Origin of the sequence: Allokutzneria albata (assembly GCF_900103775.1) — a bacterium.
Classification (GTDB): Bacteria; Actinomycetota; Actinomycetes; order Mycobacteriales; family Pseudonocardiaceae; genus Allokutzneria; species Allokutzneria albata.
On sequence record NZ_LT629701.1, the window covers coordinates 1,993,402 to 2,009,367 of the forward strand.

Genomic DNA, 15,966 nt, shown 5'->3' on the forward strand with positions numbered 1-15,966 from the left:
CATGGAGCTTGGTGCGCACTCTGAACCTGGGCGTGCTCGCCCACGTCGACGCCGGTAAGACCAGCCTGACCGAGCGGCTGCTGCACGCCGCCGGGGCCATCGACCACCTCGGCAGCGTCGACGACGGCGACACGCAGACCGATTCCCTTGCCCTGGAAAGGCAACGCGGGATCACGATCAAGTCGGCGGTGGCCTCGTTCGTCGTCGGCGACGTCACCGTGAACCTCATCGACACCCCTGGCCACCCGGACTTCATCGCCGAGGTCGAGCGCGTGCTGAACGTGCTCGACGGCGCGGTGCTGGTGGTCTCGGCGGTGGAGGGGGTGCAGGCGCAGACCCGCGTGCTGATGCGGACGTTGCGGCGCCTGCGCATTCCCACGATCGTCTTCGTGAACAAGATGGACCGGCCCAACGCCGACGCGGAGCGGACGGTACGGGCGATCACCGAGAAGCTGACGCCCTCCCTCGCCGCGCCCGACGACACGGACAGGCTGGCCGAAGTGCTGGCCGAGCACGACGACGCGCTTCTCAAGTCCTATGTGGACGGCGTGGTCCCACCTGCCGATCTGCGGGCGGCGCTGGCCGAGCAGACCGAGCGAGCACTGGTGCACCCGGTGTTCTTCGGTTCGGCGATCACCGGCGCCGGAGTGGACGAGCTGATCAGCGGGATCGTGGAGTGGTTGCCCGCCAAAGAAGGCGATGCGGGCGGGCCGGTCTCCGGCACGGTGTTCAAGGTCGACCGCATGCCCAACGGCGAAAAGCTCGCCTACGTCCGGATGTTCTCCGGGACGATCCGGCCTCGGGACCGCTTCGACGCGGGGAAGGTCACGGCGCTGCACACCTTCGGCGGCGGTGAGCTGAGCGCGGGGCGGATCGGCGGGGTGCTGGGCCTGTCGAAGGCCCGGATCGGTGACGCGGTCGGACTCCCCGGTGCCCGTGCACGGCACCACTTCGCTCCCCCGACTCTGGAGGCCGTTGTGGAGCCCCGGAATCCGGCCCACCGGGGCGGGCTGCACGCCGCGCTCACCCAGCTCGCCGAGCAGGACCCGCTGATCAACCTGCGTGACGATTTCCGCGTGTCGCTCTACGGCGAGGTGCAGAAGGAGGTCATCCAGGCGACGCTGGCCACCGACTACGGCATCGACGTGGCCTTCCGCGAGACCACGACGATCCACATCGAGCGTCCGGTCGGGGTCGGGGCGGCGGTGGAGTTCATCGGCACCGGCTCCAACCCGTTCCTCGCCACGGTCGGATTGCGCGTGGAGCCCGGGACCGGCGTGGAGTTCCACCTCGAAGTCGAGCTGGGTTCGATGCCGTACTCGTTCTTCCGTGCGGTCGAGGAGTCGGCGAGATCTGCCTTGTGCCGGGCGGAAGTCCGGGATTGCGCGGTCACGATGACGCACTCCGGCTACTGGGCTCGGCAGAGCCATGCGCACGGCACCTTTGACAAGAGCATGTCGAGCACGGCGGGCGATTTCCGGGGTCTGACGCCGATCGTGCTGACGGAGGCGTTGAGGCGGGCGGGCACGGAGGTGCTGGAGCCGATCCACCGCCTCCGGCTGGAGATCCCCTCCGACGCGCTGGGCGCGGTCGCGACGGCGTTGGCGAAGCTGCGCGGGGTGCCGCTCGCGCCCGTGCTCAGTGGGCCGGTCTGTGTGCTGGACGGGGAGATCCCTGCGGGCGGAGTGCACGAGTTCCAGCAGCTCCTGCCCGGGTTGACCCGTGGCGAGGGCGTGCTGGAGGCCGAGTTCGACCGTTACGCGCCGCTGCGTTGAGCGATCCCGTGCACGACACCGAGTTCCAGGAGGTCCTGTGGGCGTAGGCGGAGCTGGTCGATGGTCGCGCCGAGTTCGGCGGGCTCGCGTTTGAGGATCGCGTTGGCCGACTCCGGTGCGATGACGGAGAAGTAGGCGTCCGGGGTGATCCACACGCGCGTGTGCGAGGTCAGCGCCAGTGCTCCGCCGGAGCCGCCCTCGCCGATGACGAGCGTCGTGATCGGCACGCTCGCGTCGGCGACCGCGGTGAACAGCTCGGCGATGGCGGGGCCGATCCCGTCGCGTTCGGCCTGCGCGTCGTGGGCGGCTCCGGGGGTGTCGACCAGTGTCAGGATCGGCAGGCGCAGTCGATCTGCCAGCCGCACGAGGCGTGCCGCGGCGCGGAATCCGGCCGGGCTGTTCGCGGTTCCGGCCTGGGCGGCGTAGGCGATGGCGTTCCCGTGGCGGCTGCCGAAGCCGCAGAGCATCCCGGGATCGGCGCTGCTCAACGGGAGGCGGTTGTCGAAGTAGTCGTCCAGGTAGGCATCAGCCCGGGGACGTTCGGCGGCCCGTGCGCGCCGCACCGCTTCTGCTCCGCTTTCGGGGAGGTCCGCGTGGCCGAGCGCGTCCGGCACGTCGGGAGCTTCGGCGGAGGTCGGCTTCAGCAAGGGAAGCAGCGCCGCCAGCGTGGCGCCGACCTCCTCCAGCTCCACGAGCCGGTGGACCTGTCCCAGCGCGAGCTTTCCGTTGCTGGTGAAGGCTTCTGTGTCGTCGGAGCCACCCCGCACGCGCGCTCCGGCGAAGCACACCGTCGCGTCGGGTACTGCGAAGACGACGTCAGCGCTGCTGGCCAGCGACGCCCACGCGCCGCCCGCGACGGGGTCGCGCAGCACGGTGACGTGCGGCAACTCGGCGGCTCGGAGCCGGGCCGCCGCGCCCGCGATGCGCTGCATCTGCAGCAGGGCGAGCATGCCCTCCTGCATCCGGCTTCCCCCGGAGGCGACGAGCGAGACCACAGGCAGTCGTCGCCGCACCGCTTCGTCGAAGGCCCGCACGAGGAGGTCTCCGGTGCGCGAGCCGAGGGAGCCGCCGAAGTACCGGAAGTCGAAAGCGATCAGCGCGCAGTCGATGCCGCGGACCCGCCCCTGTCCACAGAGGACGGATTCGGGCATGTCCAGCTCGCGTTGCTTCTCCGGGTAGCCGGGCCAGCCCAGCGGATCGGAGACGCCGGTGCCGGCCTCGCCGAACCCGGAGAAGGACTCGGCGACGAGCCGGAGCACGTCACGGGCGCTGCGCGGGTCCATTCAGCTCCCCGGTGCCGTGGTGGAGAGGGCCTTCTTCATGACCTTGCCCATGTCGTTGCGGGGCAGGCCGTCCAGGAAGTGCACGACGCGCGGGCGCTTGTGCGGGGTGAGCAGGCGGGCCACGTGGTCGGCCAGCTCCTGAGGGCTCGGTGCCTCGCCGCTGGGCACCACCCACGCCACGATCCGCTCGCCGAGGTCGTCGTCGGGTTCGCCGGTGACCGCGACCTCCGCGACGCCCGGGTGCTCCAGCAGCGCGTTCTCCACCTCGCCCGCGCCGACCTTGTAGCCACCGGTCTTGATCAGGTCGATGGCGCGGCGGCCGACGATGCGGATGTAGCCGTCCTTGCCGCGGGTCGCCACGTCGCCGGTGCGGAACCACCCGTCGCGAAAGGCTTCCGCGGTCGCGTCGGGGCGGTTGAGGTATTCCAGGAACAGGTTGGGGCCGCGGACCTCGATCTCGCCGACCGTCTCGTCGTCCTCGCCCTCGATCGGTGCGCCGGACTCGTCGACGAGCCGCACGTCGACGCCGTCGACCGGCGGGCCGACCGTTCCGGGGCGGCGCTCGCCCGCCGCGCGCACGGAGCAGTTCATCAGCGTCTCCGACATGCCGTAGCGCTCCACGACGAGCTGTCCGGTGGCCTCGGCGATCCGCTGGTGCACGCTCGCGGGCAGCGGCGCGGACCCGGAGACCAGCAGCCGCGCCCTGCCGATGGCCTTGGCCAGCTCGGGATCGGCCTCGGCGTCGGCGACCAGGCGGCTGTACATGGTGGGGACGCCGAACATCATGGTGGCCGGGCCGCCGAGTTCGGCGCCGATCCCGGCGGTGGAGAACGAGCCGAGGTGGTGCAGGGTCCCGCCGAGGCGCAGCGGTCCGAGCACGCCGATGCCGAGCCCGTGCACGTGGAACAGCGGTAGCCCGTGCACGAGCACGTCCTCGCCGGTCCACTCCCACGCCGTGGCCAGGCTGTCCAGGTTGCTGGAGATCGAGCGCCGGGGCAGCACGACGCCCTTCGGCGCGCCGGTGGTGCCGGAGGTGTAGATGATCAGCGCGGGCGTCTCGGGGTCCGGCTCGGGCAGGCTCTTCGGCGCGGTCGCGGGCACGTCCAGCCCGACCTCGATGCGCCCGATCCCGCCGAAGCCCTCGGGCAGCGCGGTTCCGGGGGCGCTCAGGACCAGGCCGGGGGCGCTGTCGCCGAGGATGTGCGCCAGCTCCCGCTCGCCGATCTTGGGGTTGATCGGGACCGCGGGAACGCCCGCGAGCAGCGCGGCGACCACGCCGACGCAGGTCTCGATGCTCGGCGTCGCCCACACCGCGACGCGGCTCGTCCCGGAGAGTTCGCCCGCGAGTCGCCCGGCCACTGCCGCGAGTTCGCGGTAGGTCAGCGCGCGGTCGCCGAAGCGGATCGCCTCGCGCCCGGTCGGTTCCGACAGTGCCGGGAACAACGGTGTGTCCACCCCTGGTCCTCTCTCATCCGATGACTGCGAGAACAGCCCACAACGCGACCGGGGCGACTGCCACGATGAACGCCCCGTACCGCAGAAGCTGCTTGAAGAACGCGTCGCGGTCAACATCGCGGGCGTTGGCCAGCACGATGGCGCCGTTGGTGGAGAACGGGCTGACGTCGACGACGGTGGCGGCGACCGCGAGCGCGGCCACCATGCTGACCGGGTCGATGTGACCCACGGTGAGCAGCGGGACCGCGAGCGGGATCGTCGCGCCGAGCACGCCGACCGAGGACGCCAGCGCCGAGACGATCGCGCCGATGAACAGCAGCAGGAGCACGGCGAGCGTGGGTGATCCCACATCCCGCACGGCGTTGCCGACGTAGGTGACGGCGCCCATCTGCTGCAGCACCGAGACGTAGGTGAGCACGCCGCAGATCAGCAGCACCGTCGGCCAGGTGATCTGGTTGACCGCCTGCGCGTTGGTCTTCGGCGACGCCACGCCGAGCACCACGGCGATGGTGATCGCGACGAGACCGACGTTGAGGTCGAAGACCAGGGTCAGCACCACGAGCGTGGTGAGGCCGAGCAGCGTGAGGACCTGGTGGAAGGTGATCCGCTCACGCGGCCCCGCGTCTTCCGTCTCCTTGTCCGCACGGCCGAGCTTGAGGCCGCCGAAGACGACGAACACGATCGCGGCGATCACGGCGTTCGCCACGAGACTGGCCAGGAAGAGCGCGATCTCGTTCTGCGGCAGGTGGTTGCGCTCGACGACTCCGTTGACGATCGCGCCGTAGACGCTGATCGGCGAGAACCCGCCCGCCTGCGCGCCGTGCACCACGAGCGCGCCCATGAGCAGCTGGTTGATGCCGTAGCGGTTGGCCAGGTTGAGCGCGATCGGCGCGATGATGGCGACCGCGGCCGGGCTGACCGCGCCGATGGCGGTGAGCAGTCCGGTGACGCCGAACATCACCCACGGGATGACCGCGATCCGTCCGCCGACCACGCGGACGGCGAGGTCGACCAGCCGGTCCACCGTGCCGTTGGCGCGGGCGATCGCGAAGAGGTAGGTCACACCGACCAGGACCACGAAGATGTCGCCGGGGAACCCGTCGAGCACCTTCTCCGCGGTGAGGCCGCCGACCGTGGTGCCGACGAGGAACGCGGCAGCGAAGCCCAGGCCGCCCATGTTCACCGACAGCGTCGTGGCCAGCGCGAAGACCAGCGCCAGGACGAGGATGGAGATCAGCTCGGGTGACATCGGCGGCTCCCGGATTGGCTGATTGGCTCAGCCAATATCCGCGCGCCCCCGGACCGGTGTCAAGGTCCGGGGGCGCCGGGCGCGAGGTCAGGAGCCGTGGTCAGGCCCCGTGGTCGAGCCTGAACTCCGAAAGCCGGACGTAGGTGCGGCCGCCGGCCAGGAAGACCACCGACCTGCTGTCGTAGGTCGTCTTGGTGCACGAGGAACTGCGCCTCGCGCCCCGGGCCAGCGTTTCGACCGGCTTGTTCGACTTGTCGTAGACGTTCATGCCGTTGTACAGGGCGACGACCGAGCACGACGCCTTGGCGGCAGGGGCCGCGGTGGTCTCGGCGACCGCGGTGCCACCGGTGGAGACACCGGCCGCGAACACCACGGCGGCGATGAGGGAAACGCGCACGACTTCCTCTCGTGGAGCGAAGGTCACTCAGACCCGGGCGTTGATGCTGACGTCGGACGCCTTCACCATGTCGATGTCACCCTTGAGGTTCACGTAGCCCTCGACCGCCTTGCAGGCGGAATCGCGTGACTTGCCCTTCTTCAGCGTGCCGACCTTCGCCCCGGTGACGGTGTCGCGAATGGGGGTGTCCCGCTTGGCCACCACGAAGCACAGGCTCTGCTTGCCCGCGGCCTGCGACTCGGCCGCGACGGCGGCACCACCGGAGCTGAGGACGGCCGCGACGACGGCGGCGGCGATCAGGGAAACGCGCATGACTTCCTCTCAAACAGATACCGGGACCACGTCGACCCCGTAACGGCAGTATGCACAATCGTGATTTGAATGGGCTTCGCTATTCGGCGAGAGCCGGAGCGTTTTCCCCGATGTGGAGTCTTGAATTCACAAGGGGGTCACCCGCGGTGGTGGATGGTGACGTGGCCCTTGGAGACGAGGTGCTCCCGGCCCTTGAGGTACACCACGTTCCTGGCCATCTCGTGGTCCTCGGCCGCGCACGCGGAGTCCCGCTCCGCCCCCTTCTTGAGCTTGTACTCCTCTGTGAGGTCACTGGCCCTGAAGACGGGGTTTTCCTGCTTGGTCTTGATGTAGCAGCCGGCGGCGGTCGCGGAGCCACCGACGGTCGCCGTGCCGGCGACCACGGCACCGACGAGCAGGCAAACACGCGAGATTATGCAGATAGGGACTTCGGATCGCCCCGACCTTTCGGCGGTGACTGGAGTGCTTTCTCCGATTCGGTGGACCGAATTCGAGAACGCCCTGGCACGGGGCGGTGTTAACCTGATCATGTGCCAGAACCGTTGCGCCCGCTCGGTCGCCCCCGCCTCTACGAGCAGGTGCTGCACCGGTTGCGGGAGTACGTCTCGGCCAACGGTCTCGGCAAGGGCGACAAGCTGCCGACGGAGCGCGACCTCGCCGAGCGGCTGCGGGTCAGCCGGGCGTCGGTGAAGCAGGCCATCGTGGTCCTGGAGGTGCAGGGCCTGGTGGACGTGCGCCAGGGCGGCGGGATCTTCCTGCGCGCGGACACCCTCGACGGCGAGCCGGTGACGGAGCTGGTGGAGCGCAGGCGCAGGCTGCCCGACGTGCTGGAGGCGCGGGAGGCGCTGGAGACCAAGCTCGCCGAGCTGGCCGCACAGCGCCGCACCGAGGAGGACCTGCGGCGGATCGACGCGGCGCTGGAGCTGATGGCGGAGCTGATCGAGAACGGCTCCGGTGTGGACGAGGGCGATCGCCGGTTCCACGAGGCGATCGCGGCGGCGGCGCGCAGCACGTTGCTGGCGGACTTCATGAAGGCCATCGCGGGCCAGGTCGCGGAGAGCCGCCGCGAGTCGCTGCGCCAGCCGGGTCGCCCGTCGCGGTCGCTGGCCCAGCACCGCGCGATCGCCGAGGCGATCCGGGCGGGTGACGGGCGTGCGGCGAGCGCGGCGATGCGCCGTCACCTCAAGACGGTCGCCCGGGTCCGGTTGCTGGACTGGACGCCGGAGGACTGAACCCCGCTGCCGGCAGGATCACTTCGTCCACAATGGACTCCAGGTACTCCTGCGGCGGTTCCGCGCCGTGGTCGACGGCGTACTTCATGACCAGCGCCTCACCGATGTCGAGCACGGCGGGGGTCAGCCTGCGGGCGTCGACCTCGCCGCGTTCGGCGTAGTGGCGCAGCACCGTGGCGCAGAACCGCCCGCCCGCCGGGTCGAAGACCCGCTCGTAGAGCGCCGCGACCAGCTCGGGGTTGCGCGTGCGCTCCATCAGGATCGCCTGGACCGCCTGCGCCGTGGGGTGCCTGCTCCACTCCAGCATCCGGTGCAGCGACGCCACGAGGTCCCCGCGCAGGTCGTCGCCGGAGGCCGAGGCGTGGTCGGCCGGGTAGGCGGCGCCGACGGCGTCGAGCAGGATCTCCTCCGGGTTCGCCCAGCGGCGGTAGAGCGAGGTCTTCGCGGTTCCGGCGCGCCGCGCGATGCCCTCCATGCTCAGCCTGCCCAGTCCGCCCTCGGCCAGCTCCGCCAGGGCGGCCTGGTGGATCGCCGTGATCAGTTCCTCGCCGCGCCGCCGGTTCGGGCCCACCCGCACTCCCCCTTGTTAGCTACGGTTGCGTATCTTACTCTAGCTACGCATCCGTATCTTACTCGAAGGAGAACTCGTGCAGCTGTCCACCCGGCGCGATCTCGCGCCCGATCTGGCCAGGGGCGTGATGCTCAGCCTGATCGCGCTCGCCCACGCCCAGTTCCTGGCCGACGGCGGCGCGTTCGGCGGTGCGACCGCCGCGCTGACGGCGCCGGACAAGGTCATGCAGGCGTTGCTCGCGCTGTTCGTGGACAGCCGCGGCTATCCGCTGTTCGCAGCATTGTTCGGCTACGGCATGGTGCTGATCCTGCGCAGGCGCGATCCGCGGCAGCTGCGCAAGCGCAGCCTGTGGCTGATCGCTTTCGGCTTCCTGCACGTGCTGCTGCTGTTCCCCGGCGACATCCTCGCCTCCTACGGGGTCCTGGCGCTGTGCTTCGCGGGGGCGGTGCACTGGAGCACTCGGCGCATCTTCGTCACCGCGGGCGTTGGCGCGGTTCTGGGCGCGGTGGTCTACGGGTTCGTGATGTCCTCGCCGATGCCGTTGCCGGAAGGCGGCGCGGCACCGATCGACCCCGTCTCCTCGGCGCTCATGCGGATCACGACCTTCCCGTTCCTCACGCCGATGAACGCGATCATGTCGATCTGCCCGCTGCTCATCGGTATCTGGGCGGCACGGGAGCGAGTGCTGGAGAACCGGGAGTTGCTGCGCCGCGCCGCAGCGCTCGGCATCGGCGTCGGAGTACTCGGCGGCATCCCGCAAACCCTTGTCACGACTGGGTTTCTGGCGCCGAACCTGGTCTCTGGCGCGCTGCACACGTTCTCCGGCTACGCGGTCGGGATCGGCTACGGCGCGCTGTTCACCCTGATCGCCCGGAGGCTGCGGCCCGGTCCTGTGGTCAGCGCGCTCACCGCGTGCGGGCAGCGGTCGCTGACCTGCTACCTCGCCCAGTCCGTCGTGTGGTTCGTCATCGCCGAGCCCTACCTGCTGAACCTCGTCGGCAAGCTCAGCGTCGTCACCGCGTCCGCGGTCGGCCTCGGCGTGTGGGCGTTGACGGTACTGGGCGCGGCGTTGCTCGCCCGCGCGGAGCGCCCCGGACCGGCCGAAGCGCTCCTGCGGGGGCTCGCCTACAGCTGACGGAGTTCGGCGCCCCGGAGTGGGCTCCCCGGCGTCGAAGGCCGCGTCCAGGATGCGCGCTGCGGACTCCGGGTCCTCGTAACCCTTTGCTCAAGCTTGAGCAAGGGAATCAGCAGGCGGCCCAGCGAGCACGCAGGACGCCGTCGTCGTCCGGCAGCACCGCGGTGAGCACCGGCTCGTGCCCGTCCTCGGCGAATGCTTTCGCCAGTTGCGCGGCGTCGACGTCGTTGGACAGCTCCTGCCACACGAGCAACCGTGCGCGCGGGGTGAGTCCGGCGCGGCTCCTGCCGATGTCCCCGGCACGCAGGCGATGCCAGCGGGAGGCGTTGATGAGGTAGCCCTCTTCCAGGATCACAGTGCCGCGCATGGCGACGAGCCCGGCCAGCTCAGCCCAGAAGTCCTCGTCAGCGGGGCGTTGTGCCTCGGCTTCATCGGCGTCCACGGCGTACGGGGAAGCGCTGATCCGTTCCGGGAACAGCCCGGGCGGCCGGGTGATCGCGACCGCCCGCTCACAGGGCTCGGCGGAGCCGATGTACATGTACTGGTCGTAGCCGACGTGGATGAAGAACGCGCCTTCGACCTGCAGGCGGCACCAGACGCCGTTGTCGCGCAGCATCGCGCGCAGCAGTGCCAGTCCGGTGGCCAGTGGTACCCGTGCGCCATCGTGGTACCCGGTCAGGTCAGGCGGGAAGAGCCCACCCAGCCCGTGGTCCTCGACTGGCGGCTCCAGGCCGAAGTGGACGGGACCGGCCGGCGATCCCGGAGTCCGCGGCGAACGCTGCCGCGGACTCCTCAGGACGCTTCGACGGGCCCGTGGTCGCTCACGGTGTCCCCGGTGCCGATGTAGTGACCTTGCTCGTCGCGATCGGCTGGGTCGTACTTCGTCACCTGGTGCACGTGCATGGATCAGGCCGGGAGCAGGCTCGTGCCGCTGACGCGGTCCGCCTTGATCCGCAGGACCAGGCGCTGCTCGGCGACCACCTCGGCGAAGAAGGCGGCCTCGTCCGGGACTTCGCCCGCCATCGCCAGCAGTTCCCGCCCGGTCTCGTCGCCCGGCTCGGTGGTGACGGCCGAGACCTCGCCGACGCCTTCGACGACCGCGAAGGTCATGTGGTCCGGCGTCGACACGTGCAGCGAGGCGCGCGGGTGCCGCCGCACGTGCCCCGGCTTGGCCCGTGTCGCGGTGGTCGAGATCCGCACGACGCGCTCGGCCGGGTCCCACCGGTAGAGCATCGTGGCCAGGTGCGGAGTGCCGTCCTTCTTCACGGTGGCCACGACTCCGAACTGGTGGGCGGCGAGGAGTTCGTCGATCTGGTCGGCATCGAGGGCCCGGGGCTTCGGCTTGTCGTCGCTCATGCCGCAGATCTTGCGCGCCCGGCGCCGTTTCGGAAAGGAGGCACTTTTCTGTGACGGGGTAACAGCGGTGTGCCTCACCCGCCCTGCTCGCGGCTCAAGGACGCACAACTCGTTGCCTTCGGGGCCGGCGAGCACGGCCCAGGCGGTGCCGCCCGCCACCCGACTTCTTCGGTCTCCGTCGGCTCACCGCCATAACTTCCCGGAATCCGCGTCACGCGATGAGCACGTTTCGCTTATGTGTGGCTTCGAAAACCGATCGGGAGAATCAAGTGACGCCCGTTTGTCGTAATTGGTTACACCCAGGAGCACCGCCACGCGAGGGATGTGCCGCCGCGATTGTTCGTCGTCGCGCCGGTTCGGGTACGGGCCGGGCGTAGTGTCGGGTCTCGGCACGGTCAGAGGCGTTGGACCTGGATTTGTTGCCAAACCCACGGCCGTCGGATTGTCCGGAGGGCAGGGATAAACGCCGGGGGCGGAGGTCAGGACAATGGATCGCGGCCAACTGGCTGACGCGTTGTTCACCATCGTGAATGACACGTCTGATCTTGCCGAACTGCCGCAGCGGCTGTGCACTGCTTGTCTTTCGGCGGTGCCGGTGGATGGAGTGGGTTTGGCATTGATGGCGGGTAACCAGGTCGGCGGCAGGGCGTTCCTCGGCGCAACCGATTTGCTGGGGGCGCGGATCGAGCAGCTGCAGTTCGACCTGGGTGAGGGGCCGTGCGTGACGGCATTCGAGGATGGACAGCCGGTCCTGGTCACCGACCTGAGGGCGAGGGATGCGGGGGTGCGGTGGCCGATGTTCGTCCACGAACTGCGAAAGACTCCCGTTCGAGCGCTGTTCGCCTTTCCGTTGCGGCTGGGCGCGATCAGGATCGGCGCTCTGGACTGTTACCGCACTCGCCCGGGACCGCTGGTGGAACCGGCGGCCGCGCTGATGGTGGCTCAAGCGGTGACGGCCGCCTTGCTGCGGGTCCAAGTCCGCGAGGCTGACAGGGAGCACGAGACCGGGGAGTTTCCGTGGGAGGCGAAGCCCGGTCTGGTGGATCTGGCGATCAGGCACCACGCGCAGGTGCACCAGGCCACCGGGATGGTTGCCGCGCGGCTGGAGATCGGCCTGGAGGAGGCATTCGTTCGGTTGCGCGCGTATGCCTTTCGGCTGGGCCGGTCACTGGACGAGGTCGGTGCCGACGTCGTCGCCGGCCGGATGCCGCTCGACATCCTGGACAAACCATGAACACGACGACCTCGGGTACCGAGCCCCTTCCGTATCGAGGAGAGCTGCCATGACCATCCCCCAGCATCGTGAGCTGGCCTTGATGGCTGCGCTGGTCGATCTTGCGGACACGATGGTTGCCGACTACGACGTTGTCGATCTGATGCACCGGCTGGCCACCCATTGCGTGGCGTTGCTGCCGGTGGCGGCGGCCGGGCTGCTGTTGACCGATGAGCAGGGCGCGCTGCGCTTGGTCGCGTCGTCGAACGAGCAGGCGCACCTGCTGGAGTTGTTCCAGCTGGAGACCGACCAGGCGGGTCCCTGCCTGGAGGCCTTCCACAGCAGCCGTCCGATCATGGTCGTCGACCTTGCCCGCGATGGCGGGCGGTGGCCCGCGTTCGCCGCCGAGACGCGTCGGCAGGGTTACCAGGCGGTCTTCGCGCTGCCGATGCGGCTTCGGGAGATGACCATCGGCGCGCTGAACCTGTTCGGCGCCAAGTCGATCCCGCTGTCGGAGGGCGATCAGCGGCTCGGGCAGGCACTCGCCGACGTGGCGACGATCGGCATCCTGCAGCAGCGGGCTCTGACCCGCAGCGAGACGGTGATCGAGCAGTTGCAGGGAGCCCTCAGCAGTCGGATCGTGATCGAGCAGGCCAAGGGCATCCTCGCCGCGCTGGGCGGCATCGACGTTTCCGCCGCGTTCGTCGTGCTCCGCGACCACGCCCGCAGGAACAGTCTGCGGATGAGCGAGCTGGCCGCCAAGGTGGGCACCGACCCCGACCTGGCCCGTCGCTTGGTGAGGCGGTCAGCCGAGTGACCCTGCCGAGCTCCGCGAAGGACACGTGATCGCCCGCGGCCGGTCACGATCGATGATCTGAGTTCTCGTGGGGGCTCGGTGGAATGGTTTTCTCCCTGGTCTCCGGGGGTGGCTGGTTCTCCGATCGCGCGGAGGGCTGACGGGGCTGACGCCGCTGGACGGTCCCCCAGGTTCCTGCGCGGGGGTCACCTGTGCGCCAGTTGATCGCGCACAGCAGTTGGGTGTAGGTCAGCCCGGCGCGGACGGCCATTCCTTCCAGAGTGGTCTCAGTGCGGTTCCACTCGCCGGACACCCGGGCCAGCTTCTTCGCCCAGAGTTGTCGGTCGTCCCATTGCCGTTCGCCCGCGGCCATCAGCATTTCGGCGTGCCTCTGGGAACAGGCGCGCGCGCGACGGCAGCCATCCTGGTCACTGTCGTCAGGATGCAAGTAGCTCGAGTCAGGCACAACGACTTCGACACACGCGGATGGTTCAAGCGGCCGTCCGCAGTATTCACACGTGTTCGTCCTGGTAGTTGACCCATCCTGCGGCTGACCCACCATGTCGGCTCCTGGGCACCTGGCTTTCACCGTGTGTTCAAAGCCGCCGAGGGCCAGGACGACCGGACCAAAGGTCACGGGACCCTGTAAGTCCTTTGCCAAACTAGCGGTCCAACCCGAGATGTCAACACACTTCCCGTGCACGCCACCCGAACAGCGGTTGAGATACCCATCAACGGGACAGTGCGTTGTGTGGCAATGGAAGCACACCCTCTCGTGCACGCCCCTCGGCGGCGGGGATGCGGTCGCCGAGTCGACCCACGACCCCCGTCGTCCACTGTAGACATCTCTGTCGGCGACATCGGAGTAGGCGGCTGGTCCCCGCATCCCGCAGCCTGGGGCAGCGGGGCACGGCAGGCAGCCGCGTCGAGGGCACCGGGTGCCGTCATCACTGTTGCTGGCGCGCCAGCGCAGGTTCGCGCAGTCGAAGGCGACGTTCTGGACGGTCGAAGCCACAGGCTCTCACAGAGCCGGGTGGCGCGAATCCTGCCGCGCCACCCGGCGGGTGTCTCGACGTCTACGCGACGCGCGCGTCCCAGTCGATGCGGTAGTCGTACTGCCACGAGAGCTGGTCCGGCTTGGTGAACAGTCGCATCATCGGCGGCATGAGCAGGTCGCGCAGGAGCCTGGTAACCGGCCCAGCCGCCTTGTTCCGGTTGGTGCGCTCGGCCGCGGTCGTGATGCGCTCGACGCGCTCGCGCCGCAGTCCTTCGTAGGCCCGGAAAGCGGCGTCGATCGGCAGGTCGCGCAGGCACCGGGCGAGGTGAACGGCGCCCTCGATCGCTTGCGAGGCTCCTTGCCCGGAGCTGGGCGAGGGCACGTGCACGGCGTCACCGATCAACACGACGCGACCGCGGTGCCAACGCGGCGCGGGCCGCATGATCTCGAGGGTTCCGGTCGTCACGCACAGCTCGGGCGAGCTGCCGCGCAGGATCTCCACGGCGGGAACCCTGTCGTCGGCGAAGGCCTCGCGCAGCACGCGCAGCCAGTGCTCCAGACCGGGCGCCTGCGCGTCGGCGATCGTCATGAACTCCTTGCGCGGGAGGTTGGCGAACCATCCGACCCGCCCGCTGGGCTCCACGGTGTAGCTGAAGAACGCGCGCTTGCCGAAGACGAAGTTCATCGCCCCGTCGGTGTAGGGGATCTTCGCCTTCGACCAGCCGCCGAAGCCGACGAGGCCGGTGGAGCGCGGTCCAGGCGCGGACGGGTCGATCCGGCCGCGCACCGCGGAGCGCACCCCGTCGGCGCCGACGAGGATGTCCGCAGTCGCCGTCGAACCGTCCACAAAGGACGCAGTGACGCTGTCCCCATTGTCGTGGAACGTCTTCAGCCGCTTGCCGTGCTCGATCCGGACTCCGGAGCGCTCGGCGGTGTCGCAGAGCGCCCGGTACAGGTCCGAGCGCCAGACGGTGTGCATGATCGGCGGTCCGCCCACCTCGCCGAAGCGCGCGAGCTCCTTGCCGGTCCAGCTGCGCATCACCATGGACGAGACCGGGATGCCGATCTCCCGTACGGCTTCCTCGGCGCCGACGAGGCCGAGCGCGTTGAGGCCGTTGGGCGCCAGACCCAGTCCGCCGCCGACACCGTCGGCCGGGCCGGGGTGGGCCTCGAAGACGGTGGCCTCGACTCCGGCGCGCCGCAGTGCCATCGCCGCGACCGGTCCGGCGATGCCGCCGCCGATCACCAGGGCTGTTCTTGCCGTGGACATGCTTCCCCTCCTGAGGGTGCGTACGAGGGGAGCGCGGCTATTGTTGCGGTTGCCACCTTGTGTCCGGCTCCCCCGTGTGGGGTTTCGGTGCGAGGTCGAGGGCCCCGGCGGCGGTGTTGCAGCACCTCGCCGGGGCCCGTTCTGGTCGTCAGTCCGTGAGGCTGCCCCTCTCGGCGATCTCCGCCAGCTCGGCGGGCACCTCTCCGGTCTCGTGGAAGTGCCGCCACTGCTCGATGCCGGCGAACGTGCCCGCGCTCAGCTCGTCGAGCACCGCGCGCACCCACGCCATTTCGGCGTCCAGCAGCGCCAGCTCGTACTCGTTCTCGATGAGGAACAGCCGCGGCATCTCGGCGGAGTGCTGTTCGTGGGCGGCGCGCTTGTCCGCCCTGTCGGTCTCCAGTGCCGCCAACCGCTGCCGGAGCAGGCGCTCGGCCTCCTCCGGTGCGACCGCGGCGAGCACCGACAGGCCCGCCTGGAACCGCGTCCGTTCGCGGTCGGGCACCGAGATCAGCTCGCGCACCCAGTCGACCATCTCCGCGCGGCCGTCGTCGGTGATGCGGTAGATCGTGCGTTCCGGGCGACCGCCCTGCCGCACGGTCTCCACGGCCTCGATGAGTCCGTGCTTCTCCATGTTGCGGACGACCGTGTAGAGCGAGCCCCATTTGACGCCCATGTCGGCTTCCTTGCCGCGGGCGCGCAGCATCGAGGCCATCTCGTAGGGGTGCATGGGCCGCTGCACGACGACCGAGAGCACCGCGAGCGCCATCAGGTTGCCCACCTTGCGCCGCGCCATCGATCCCACCTCCTCTACTCGTCGACGAGTATACGTCTACGAGTAACGCGGGGCCAGGAATTTTTCTCCACCTGGGGAAACGCATTCGTGCCATCCTGTTTCCGCTGGTCAGAGCAAACATGAATGGACGTT

General features: G+C 69.6%; 16 protein-coding genes. 5 read left to right on the forward strand and 11 right to left on the reverse strand.

Annotated features, from left to right (window positions below):
• The first annotated feature begins 11 nt into the window (after positions 1 to 11).
• The gene (locus BLT28_RS08960) at positions 12 to 1,775 is read left to right on the forward strand and encodes an elongation factor G (RefSeq protein WP_030431697.1); all 1,764 of its coding nucleotides are present in this window, start codon (positions 12 to 14) and stop codon (positions 1,773 to 1,775) included.
• Here the strand turns inward: BLT28_RS08960 and BLT28_RS08965 are convergent.
• The 6 genes from BLT28_RS08965 to BLT28_RS08990 all read right to left on the reverse strand — a co-directional run bounded on the left by BLT28_RS08965 (position 1,757) and on the right by BLT28_RS08990 (position 6,854).
• A complete protein-coding gene (locus BLT28_RS08965; RefSeq protein ID WP_030431696.1) occupies positions 1,757 to 3,058 on the reverse strand; it encodes a carboxyl transferase domain-containing protein in 1,302 nt (433 codons plus the stop codon). The two genes, BLT28_RS08960 and BLT28_RS08965, sit on opposite strands and share 19 nt — an antisense overlap.
• Positions 3,059 to 4,513, reverse strand: a complete 1,455-nt coding sequence (locus tag BLT28_RS08970) for an acyl-CoA synthetase (RefSeq protein ID WP_231950696.1) — start codon at positions 4,511 to 4,513, stop codon at positions 3,059 to 3,061.
• Between the two features lie 13 nt (positions 4,514 to 4,526).
• On the reverse strand, positions 4,527 to 5,762 hold the full coding sequence (locus BLT28_RS08975) for an SLC13 family permease (RefSeq protein WP_030431694.1): 1,236 nt from the start codon (positions 5,760 to 5,762) through the stop codon (positions 4,527 to 4,529).
• 100 nt (positions 5,763 to 5,862) lie between these two features.
• Positions 5,863 to 6,159 (reverse strand): hypothetical protein, encoded by a 297-nt coding sequence (locus tag BLT28_RS08980; protein WP_030431693.1) that lies wholly within the window; start codon positions 6,157 to 6,159, stop codon positions 5,863 to 5,865.
• Between the two features lie 27 nt (positions 6,160 to 6,186).
• Positions 6,187 to 6,471: a hypothetical protein gene (locus tag BLT28_RS08985; protein ID WP_030431692.1), complete on the reverse strand. Its 285-nt coding sequence runs from the start codon at positions 6,469 to 6,471 to the stop codon at positions 6,187 to 6,189.
• A 137-nt stretch (positions 6,472 to 6,608) separates the two neighbouring features.
• A complete protein-coding gene (locus tag BLT28_RS08990) occupies positions 6,609 to 6,854 on the reverse strand; it encodes a hypothetical protein (RefSeq protein ID WP_030431691.1) in 246 nt (81 codons plus the stop codon).
• A 147-nt stretch (positions 6,855 to 7,001) separates the two neighbouring features.
• Between BLT28_RS08990 and BLT28_RS08995 the strand changes: the two genes are divergently transcribed.
• The gene (locus tag BLT28_RS08995) at positions 7,002 to 7,703 is read left to right on the forward strand and encodes a FadR/GntR family transcriptional regulator (RefSeq protein ID WP_030431690.1); all 702 of its coding nucleotides are present in this window, start codon (positions 7,002 to 7,004) and stop codon (positions 7,701 to 7,703) included.
• Here the strand turns inward: BLT28_RS08995 and BLT28_RS09000 are convergent.
• On the reverse strand, positions 7,654 to 8,274 hold the full coding sequence (locus BLT28_RS09000; protein ID WP_231950697.1) for a TetR/AcrR family transcriptional regulator: 621 nt from the start codon (positions 8,272 to 8,274) through the stop codon (positions 7,654 to 7,656). The two genes, BLT28_RS08995 and BLT28_RS09000, sit on opposite strands and share 50 nt — an antisense overlap.
• Positions 8,275 to 8,350: 76 nt before the next feature.
• On the opposite strand from BLT28_RS09000, the gene BLT28_RS09005 reads away from it, so the two are divergent.
• Positions 8,351 to 9,409 (forward strand): DUF418 domain-containing protein, encoded by a 1,059-nt coding sequence (locus BLT28_RS09005; RefSeq protein WP_030431688.1) that lies wholly within the window; start codon positions 8,351 to 8,353, stop codon positions 9,407 to 9,409.
• 109 nt (positions 9,410 to 9,518) lie between these two features.
• Here the strand turns inward: BLT28_RS09005 and BLT28_RS41315 are convergent, their stop codons facing one another.
• Both BLT28_RS41315 and BLT28_RS09015 read right to left on the reverse strand, forming a co-directional pair.
• Entirely contained in the window at positions 9,519 to 10,025 is a 507-nt protein-coding gene (locus BLT28_RS41315; protein ID WP_052407760.1) for a hypothetical protein, read from the reverse strand.
• A 290-nt stretch (positions 10,026 to 10,315) separates the two neighbouring features.
• A complete protein-coding gene (locus tag BLT28_RS09015) occupies positions 10,316 to 10,765 on the reverse strand; it encodes a pyridoxamine 5'-phosphate oxidase family protein (RefSeq protein WP_030431687.1) in 450 nt (149 codons plus the stop codon).
• 487 nt (positions 10,766 to 11,252) lie between these two features.
• Here BLT28_RS09015 and BLT28_RS09020 point away from each other — a divergent pair, with 487 nt between their 5' ends.
• The gene (locus BLT28_RS09020) at positions 11,253 to 11,999 is read left to right on the forward strand and encodes a GAF and ANTAR domain-containing protein (RefSeq protein WP_043812989.1); all 747 of its coding nucleotides are present in this window, start codon (positions 11,253 to 11,255) and stop codon (positions 11,997 to 11,999) included.
• 49 nt (positions 12,000 to 12,048) lie between these two features.
• Positions 12,049 to 12,795: a GAF and ANTAR domain-containing protein gene (locus BLT28_RS09025; protein WP_030431685.1), complete on the forward strand. Its 747-nt coding sequence runs from the start codon at positions 12,049 to 12,051 to the stop codon at positions 12,793 to 12,795.
• 1,055 nt (positions 12,796 to 13,850) lie between these two features.
• Here BLT28_RS09025 and BLT28_RS09030 read toward each other — a convergent pair.
• Together BLT28_RS09030 and BLT28_RS09035 are read right to left on the reverse strand one after the other, a co-directional pair.
• Positions 13,851 to 15,041 carry an FAD-dependent oxidoreductase gene (locus tag BLT28_RS09030; RefSeq protein ID WP_030431684.1) on the reverse strand — a complete coding sequence of 397 codons (1,191 nt, stop codon included), beginning with the start codon at positions 15,039 to 15,041 and terminating at the stop codon, positions 13,851 to 13,853.
• A gap of 148 nt (positions 15,042 to 15,189) precedes the next feature.
• Positions 15,190 to 15,834, reverse strand: coding sequence for a PadR family transcriptional regulator (locus BLT28_RS09035; RefSeq protein ID WP_030431683.1), 645 nt, complete (start codon positions 15,832 to 15,834; stop codon positions 15,190 to 15,192).
• Positions 15,835 to 15,966 lie beyond the last annotated feature (132 nt).

Bases quoted from the DNA above. Each gene is read 5' to 3' on its own strand.
- BLT28_RS08965 (WP_030431696.1), bottom strand. From the start codon at position 3,058: ATGGACCCGCGCAGCGCCCGTGACGTGCTCCGGCTCGTCGCCGAGTCC.
- BLT28_RS08975 (WP_030431694.1), bottom strand. From the start codon at position 5,762: ATGTCACCCGAGCTGATCTCCATCCTCGTCCTGGCGCTGGTCTTCGCG.
- BLT28_RS08985 (WP_030431692.1), bottom strand. From the start codon at position 6,471: ATGCGCGTTTCCCTGATCGCCGCCGCCGTCGTCGCGGCCGTCCTCAGC.
- BLT28_RS41315 (WP_052407760.1), bottom strand. From the start codon at position 10,025: ATGCTGCGCGACAACGGCGTCTGGTGCCGCCTGCAGGTCGAAGGCGCG.
- BLT28_RS09015 (WP_030431687.1), bottom strand. From the start codon at position 10,765: ATGAGCGACGACAAGCCGAAGCCCCGGGCCCTCGATGCCGACCAGATC.
- BLT28_RS09020 (WP_043812989.1), top strand. From the start codon at position 11,253: ATGGATCGCGGCCAACTGGCTGACGCGTTGTTCACCATCGTGAATGAC.
- BLT28_RS09025 (WP_030431685.1), top strand. From the start codon at position 12,049: ATGACCATCCCCCAGCATCGTGAGCTGGCCTTGATGGCTGCGCTGGTC.
- BLT28_RS09030 (WP_030431684.1), bottom strand. From the start codon at position 15,041: ATGTCCACGGCAAGAACAGCCCTGGTGATCGGCGGCGGCATCGCCGGA.
- BLT28_RS09035 (WP_030431683.1), bottom strand. From the start codon at position 15,834: ATGGCGCGGCGCAAGGTGGGCAACCTGATGGCGCTCGCGGTGCTCTCG.